The following is a 6787-nucleotide window of genomic DNA, read 5'->3' on the forward strand; positions in this document are numbered from 1 at the left end:
TCCCGAAGCCAAATGTCGCCAAGGTCTGCATAGGCGTCTGGCTGCACTTCATTGATGGGCATGACAGACTCCTTGCTTGAGGACATAGCGGGTGGATACCGGACACGTGGAACCAAGACATGTCGCGACCGGCTCGCAATGAAGAGTAGGCAGCCTGTCCTGGCCGCGCTCTCCGCTTCTTGCGATTGAATCCAATACGCCTGTCTGTCCCGCACGTGCGAAGGCTTGCGCGCCAATGGAATCCACGACGCGACACTGGAGCGGCTAGCCACTCTAGTGCGCACCGCTCGCACAGACGATGAGGTACCGTCACTGGCCTGGACGGTGCGTCGATCTTCGGATTGGTTTGCGCAGCAAGAATCGGAGTTTTGAACAAGGCGGGGATGCCTATGCTCTTGCTCAGGGCATCGAATGGTTTCGATGACCCTTCCCGAAACTAACTGTGAGGACCTTTCCATGAGCAAAGAAGAGCAGAACAAGGCCGTCGTCGGTCGCTGGTTCACGGAATTCTGGGGCAAGAATGTCAATCTGGCGGTGATCGATGAGATTGCCGCCCCGAACATGCGGCTCAAGTATTCGCTGCACGAGCCTCGCCGTGGTCGCGAGGATATCAAGGCCTTCATGACCGGCTTTCGTGCCGCGTTCCCCGATCTCAACTTCTGGGGCACGGCTGAGCTGATCGCCGAAGGCGACTATGTCGTCGGCCAGTGGGAAGGTGGCGGCATCCACACGGGCCCGGCATTTGATGACTTCCTGATTGGCGGTTTGCCTGCCGCATCTGGCCGCAAGATGCACTTCACCGGCACTACCGTGCTGAGGGTGATCGACGGCAGGATCGTGGAAGAACTGGGCCTGGACGACGGTGTGGCTGCGCTGACCCAGCTCGGCCTGATCAAGGAGGCCACCATTCATGGCGGCGGCTGATCTCCAGCAATCAGGAGAAGTGGCGCGACGCCGCTATGGCGGCGCGCCACGCTTCTTCATTGCGCACCTCAGATCCACGTTGCGTGATTTCAGAATGCCTGAGCAGGAAACCGGGCGCGCCGGATAGGATGAGGCTGCGGATTCCTGTCATCGCCAGATACCCCGGCTGGTAAGTCGCGCCGCCAAAGAATTCAACCGCAAAGATCGGAGTTTCTCAGGGGGCGTGAATGCCTACACTTACGACACCCTAAAGCCGACGCGAGCGATTTGCCATGAGAGTTCGTTCCTTTCCCACGTTCAAGTACAACTTCCGTGCCCCGAGAACCCGGGTAGAGGGCCCTATTCGATTCGCCGTCGGCCAGACTTTGCCGGGTATGGTTCTCGTTGGACGAAGCCAGCGGGGCATCTGCGCCCTCTTCCGCGCGCAATGAGGGCCATTGCGGAGCGCTATAGCCCCATGGAGAGCTTGACTTGCGACTGGATGGACATGGAGCGTTCGCTTGATGCCCATGGAAATGCCGTCCTGCCTGGCCTGCTGGCTGCGGAGCAATGCGATGAGCTCGCGGCACTGTACTCGAGGGAGGAAGGCTTTCGCGCTCGGATCGTCATGGCTCGCCACGGATTCGGGCGGGGTGAATACAAGTACTTCACATACCCGTTGCCACCGCTGCTCAATTGGCTGCGGCATGCACTGTATCCCCAACTCGTGCCGATCGCCAACCGCTGGAACCGGCAGTTGGGAATCGACACGCAATACCCGGATGAGCTGGATGTATTCCTCGACCGATGTCACCAGTCCGGGCAGACGCGGCCGACGCCGCTAATCCTCCAGTATGGCGAAGGTGACTACAACTGCCTGCATCAGGATCTCTACGGCGAGCACGTTTTCCCGTTGCAGGTGGCAATTCTCTTGTCGGAACCTGGCAGGGACTTCGCCGGTGGCGAGTTCGTCATGACGGAGTTTTCGGCCAAAAGGCAACGCGCCGATGTCGTCGCGCTGCGCCAGGGCGATGCGGTGGTATTCACCGTCAATCAGCGGCCAGCGACGGGGTTGCGCGGCATCAAGAAAGTGGCGATGCGGCATGGCGTCAGCCGCATCCGCAGCGGCAAGCGGCATACGGTGGGGCTTATCTTCCACGATTCAAGGTGAACATGGAGTCGTTTGAGCGCTTCGAGGCAAGTGGCAAACGCCTGCGCCTGGGTTCAGGCGATTTTGTGCTGCGCGGATTCGCGCTGCCGTATGCGAGCGAGTTGATACCCGCCATTTCTGACATCGCGGCCATGTCGCCATTTCGGCACATGGTGACGCCTGAAGGCTTCGCCGTGTCGGTTGCGCTGACGAACTGCGGGATGAGCATCGGAATTCAAGAGCAAGAGTCGGAGTTTTTTCCCGCGATGACACAACTAGAGTAGCTGCAGCCGCCAAGGCGCCCCCATGCACTCGATATTCATAGAACCGACGAACGAACAGGCCGATGCGCGCCGCCAGATTGAGGCCTATTGCCAGTCGTTGGTGGACGTTGGTACAGCGCAATGGCGGGTCGGCGATACCGGCGATACCGGCGCTATCGAGCTGCACATGGAAAGCGGCGAGGCCTACTTGTTTGGCGATTGGGGCGTTACCCGCCTGAGATGAGCAGATCGGCCACCCCAAGTGAGCCACCGATTCATTCAACAAGGAGTGCATCATGCGAATGTTCCTGAGCTATCTGGAGTCGCCGCTGGGCGGCCTACTGCTCGTCACCGATGCGCGGCAGATCGTACGCGGGCTCGATTTTGCCGACCACAAGGCGCGCCAGCATCGCAGCTTGCGCGACCACTATGGCAGTGTCGAGCTGGTTGAAGTTCCGGCCCCTTCCGAGATCGCAGAAGCCTTGGCCCGCTATTTTTCGGGTGAATCAGGCGCGCTGGATGCCCTGCGGACTGAGACCGCTGGTTCTCAGCTTCAGCGCCGGGTCTGGGCCGCGCTGCGCCGCATTCCGGCCGGCAAGACCACGACCTACGGCAAGCTGGCGAAGGATCTGGGCTTCGACGATCCGCGCGCGGCCATCGATATCGGTGCAGCCAATGGCGCCAATCCGATCGCCATCATCGTACCGTGTCATCGGGTCATCGCCAGCAATGGCGACCTCAAGGGTTACGCATGGGGGGTGCCCCGTAAACGCTGGCTACTGGAACACGAGAGGGCAATCGCGCCAGAGCGTCCCGAACCACAGACTGCCATGCTGCCGGGGATCTGATCTTGGCCGATACCATTGCAGCGGACTTGTCTGCGCGCGCGTACGAACAGGCCTCTCAGTACTTGTCCGGCCTGGATGCAGATTGGGCACGCCATATCGCCATTGTTGGCCCATGCCGACATGAGGCCAAACCTGGGCGCGAGCCCTACGAAGCCTTGGTGCGCGCCATCGCCTACCAGCAGTTGCACGCCAAGGCCGGCGATGCRATTCTTGCGCGACTGCTGGCGCTCTATCCGGCAGCCTCCTTCCCATCGCCGGCACAACTCCTGTCGACCGATCCCGAGTCACAGCGTGCGTGCGGCTTCTCGGCCACCAAGCTGGCCACCCTACGTGGCATCGCGCAGGCTGCGGTGGACGGAATCGTGCCCAGTCTCGATGAAGCTCGGCGCCTTCCTGACGCCGCGCTGATCGAGCGCTTGGTCTGCCTGCGTGGCGTGGGGCGCTGGACCGTCGAAATGTTCCTGATCTACTCATTGGAGCGCTCAGACATCCTGCCTGCGGACGACTTCGGCGTGCGCGAGGGCTACCGGCGCCTGAAGGGCTTCGAGCAGGCGCCGACACCTCGGCAGATGCGCGAGATCGGCGGGGCCTGGAGTCCCTGGCGGACTATCGCGGCCTGGTACTTGTGGCGACTGCCGCCCAAATGATGAAATTCATTCGCAAGAATCGGAGTTCTTGCGAATGAATTCCTGCCTATCCTGTCTCTGTGATTGACGATTCCAGGACTGTCGCCATGAATACGACCCATGTTTACGAAACCGAGGATACCCGTTGGGAGGCTGTGCAGGCACGGGATGTCGCGGCCGATGGGCACTTCGTCTATGCCGTGCGCACCACGGGTGTGTACTGTCAGCCTAGCTCTACGGCACGCTTACCCAAGCGTGAAAACGTGGAGTTCTTCGACTCGGCAAAAGCTGCCGAAGCGGCGGGCTACCGCCCCAGCCGCCGCGCACGTGGCGACCAGACCAGCGCGGCAGCCGAGCGCGCCGCGCTGGTGGAGCATGCCTGCCGCCTGATCGAGGCGTCTGAGACACCGCCCCAGCTCGACGACCTGGCAGCCGAAATCGGCATGAGCCCGTTCCACTTCMACCGTCTGTTCAAGGCCGAAACGGGCCTCACCCCCAAGGCCTACAGTTCGGCCTATCGTGYCCGCAAGTTGAGGGAGGAATTGAGCACACCCAACGCTTCGGTCACCAACGCGATTTATGGCGCCGGCTTCAACTCCAATAGCCGATTCTACGAAGCCTCCGACCATCTGCTGGGCATGCGGGCGCGAGACTACCTGGCAGGCGGCACCGGGGCGGTCATTCGATTCGCGGTGGGACAGTGCTCGCTAGGTGCCATTCTGGTCGCGCAGAGCCAGCGCGGCATTTGCGCCATTCTGTTGGGCGATGACCCGGATGCGCTGGTGCGTGACCTGCAGGACCAGTTCCGCAAGGCTAGGCTGATCGGCGGCGATGCTGAGTTCGAGCAATTGATCGCCCAGGTTGTTGGATTCATCGAGGCACCGGCTATCGGTCTGCACTTACCGTTGGACGTACAGGGCACGGCCTTCCAGGAGCGCGTCTGGCGGGTTCTGCGCGAGATTCCGCCGGGCACGACCGTGAGCTACGCGGAGATCGCCGAGCGCATCGGCGCTCCCAAGGCCGTGCGTGCCGTAGCGCAGGCCTGTGCTGCGAACCACATTGCCGTGGCCATTCCATGCCACCGCGTCGTGCGGCGCGATGGCGATATCGCCGGCTACCGCTGGGGCGTGGATCGGAAGCGCGAATTGCTCCAACGCGAAGCTCAAACCTGAAAAGATGCTGCCATGACGCAATTCTCCGATGCGCTCGATCAACTGGATTGGTTTGCCATATATGGCCACCTGGAGGCAGACGGCTACGCCGTGATTCCGGGACTGCTTGCAGCCGATCGGGCGCGCGAGCTGGCGCGGCGGACCGATCTCGACGGAAAGACTCGCCGAATGCCATTGGCGACCACCGAACTCGGGCAAGGTGATCTGTTCTATTTCGATCAGAACTTACCAGACCCGTGGCAGTCGCTGTGCGAAGCGTTTTATCCCAAGCTCGCGGCAATTGCCAACGCGTGGAACGAGCGACTGGACATAACTTACCGCTATCCAGAGGAATTGGCGGCGTTCCTCCAGCAATGCAGCGCGGCGGGACAGAAGCGCGGCCAGTCTTACTTGAGCCGGCTGAGTGCCGGAGACTACGTCGCGTTACACCAACGCAGCGATGCAGAGCACGTATTCCCGATGCAAGTGGTTGCCTTGCTTACGACACCGGGCGACGACTTCCTCGGAGGCGAGTTTGTCATGACGGAGCAGCGCCCACGCATGCAATCACGGCCACTGGTCGTTCCGCTCAAACTTGGCGATGTGGCCATTATCACGACAGCTCAGCGCCCGTTCAAAGGCACGCGTGGCGACTATCGGGTCAACCTCAAGCACGCGATCAGTCGCGTCCGGCAGGGTGAACGCATCGGCGTGGAACTCACGTTCCATCATGTTGTGTGAGCCTGGATGGTGGATCGGACCATGACCGAATCCAGAACCTGGACGCTGATCGGACGGGACGGCAAGCCCTATGAGAGTTCGGTGCCAGKCACACTCGGTGGCCATCGAGGCGGGCGGATCTACGGCAGATTGGATTGTCGAGCGGCCCTGCAGTCCATCGCCCGCGGGGGCTATATCAAACAGCGAGTCTTCTTTCTCGACGAGTCGATCGCTATCGCCGCCTGCTTCCGGCCATGTGCGGTTTGCATGCCTGACCGATACGCTGCCTGGAAGAGGACGCAAGCTACCGGAAGCCGCCCTACATCACGAAATCGAGTGCAGTCATGACCGCAGAAACGCAAGTCAACACAGCCTTGGAGAAGGCCTCGGGAGGAGAACTCTTGAAACCGCAGTCCCTGGCCGACAAGCTGGCGATGGTGCGACAATCTCGGTCGGTGCGTATGAGAATGGCCAGAGGATTCCATAGCGACCAAGTGAAGACACGGGTCGATCCCGCCAGGGGCGGCAGCAAGCCTGCTTCATGATGGTTCCCAGCGCACTGATGACTGGGACGGGGCAAACCGGCTGCCTTTGCCGTCGGCGGTGGCGTACGTCAGTCCGCCGCTCGGGGCAGGAGCTCTCGCCTGCCCGTCCGTCGTGCATGCCTGGCCGCCGCAATCGGCTTCACGGAATTCACGACCTCAGGTGTCCGCGTATCGGTGCGGATCAGTCATTGATTAATCATGGGCTGACCGAGCGAAATTGGCCGGGAAGGGATCTCGGTCATCGGGCAGCCGGTCGTCGCTTCCCGACTCAATTCGGACGTCCACACCTTACGTTTAGAGTGTCTGTTTTAGAATGCACAAACAAAGGCTGTACCCAAGGCAGCAATAGCCGAATGACTGACTAACAAGTCGGGGCAGCCGTAGGGTCGCTTCCTGCAAATGTTCAGGTTCAGTTTCGACTCATGACAGACACTTCTATCAAACAAGTTGTGCAGCATATCCGGGAACGATCGGTTGGTCTGCCGCTGCGTGAATTGACGAGCGTTACGCTGAACTTTCATCCAGACACGGCAGTCGATGGGATAACGACCATCGAAGCCATTGCACGCGACGGCATATAC

The 6787-nt window shown here is 60.9% G+C and carries 9 protein-coding genes; all 9 read left to right on the top strand.

What is annotated here, in order from left to right:
* Positions 1-456: 456 nt before the first annotated feature.
* Positions 457-924, top strand: a complete 468-nt coding sequence (locus AC1DS3_RS32550; protein WP_441638278.1) for an ester cyclase — start codon at positions 457-459, stop codon at positions 922-924.
* A 457-nt stretch (positions 925-1381) separates the two neighbouring features.
* Positions 1382-2074, top strand: coding sequence for a 2OG-Fe(II) oxygenase (locus AC1DS3_RS32555; RefSeq protein WP_441638276.1), 693 nt, complete (start codon positions 1382-1384; stop codon positions 2072-2074).
* Complete coding sequence (locus AC1DS3_RS32560) at positions 2071-2337, top strand: 2OG-Fe(II) oxygenase family protein (protein ID WP_441638274.1); 267 nt, start codon at positions 2071-2073, stop codon at positions 2335-2337. The genes AC1DS3_RS32555 and AC1DS3_RS32560 overlap by 4 nt, the downstream gene beginning before the upstream one ends.
* A 22-nt stretch (positions 2338-2359) precedes the next feature.
* Positions 2360-2560, top strand: coding sequence for a hypothetical protein (locus tag AC1DS3_RS32565; RefSeq protein WP_441638272.1), 201 nt, complete (start codon positions 2360-2362; stop codon positions 2558-2560).
* A 52-nt stretch (positions 2561-2612) separates the two neighbouring features.
* The gene (locus AC1DS3_RS32570) at positions 2613-3164 is read left to right on the top strand and encodes a methylated-DNA--[protein]-cysteine S-methyltransferase (protein ID WP_441638270.1); all 552 of its coding nucleotides are present in this window, start codon (positions 2613-2615) and stop codon (positions 3162-3164) included.
* Between the two features lie 2 nt (positions 3165-3166).
* Positions 3167-3811, top strand: coding sequence for a DNA-3-methyladenine glycosylase family protein (locus AC1DS3_RS32575; protein ID WP_441638268.1), 645 nt, complete (start codon positions 3167-3169; stop codon positions 3809-3811).
* Between the two features lie 86 nt (positions 3812-3897).
* Entirely contained in the window at positions 3898-4962 is a 1065-nt protein-coding gene (gene ada / locus AC1DS3_RS32580) for a bifunctional DNA-binding transcriptional regulator/O6-methylguanine-DNA methyltransferase Ada (protein WP_477128775.1), read from the top strand.
* Between the two features lie 12 nt (positions 4963-4974).
* Entirely contained in the window at positions 4975-5682 is a 708-nt protein-coding gene (locus AC1DS3_RS32585) for a 2OG-Fe(II) oxygenase (protein ID WP_441638264.1), read from the top strand.
* 21 nt (positions 5683-5703) lie between these two features.
* Complete coding sequence (locus tag AC1DS3_RS32590; protein ID WP_477128776.1) at positions 5704-6009, top strand: metal-binding protein; 306 nt, start codon at positions 5704-5706, stop codon at positions 6007-6009.
* Positions 6010-6787 lie beyond the last annotated feature (778 nt).

The organism is Cupriavidus sp. 01L46, assembly GCF_056399905.1.

Excerpts from the sequence above, each read along its gene's own strand:
- AC1DS3_RS32550 (WP_441638278.1), top strand. The coding sequence starts at position 457 with ATGAGCAAAGAAGAGCAGAACAAGGCCGTCGTCGGTCGCTGGTTCACG.
- AC1DS3_RS32555 (WP_441638276.1), top strand. The coding sequence starts at position 1,382 with ATGGAGAGCTTGACTTGCGACTGGATGGACATGGAGCGTTCGCTTGAT.
- AC1DS3_RS32565 (WP_441638272.1), top strand. The coding sequence starts at position 2,360 with ATGCACTCGATATTCATAGAACCGACGAACGAACAGGCCGATGCGCGC.
- AC1DS3_RS32570 (WP_441638270.1), top strand. The coding sequence starts at position 2,613 with ATGCGAATGTTCCTGAGCTATCTGGAGTCGCCGCTGGGCGGCCTACTG.
- AC1DS3_RS32585 (WP_441638264.1), top strand. The coding sequence starts at position 4,975 with ATGACGCAATTCTCCGATGCGCTCGATCAACTGGATTGGTTTGCCATA.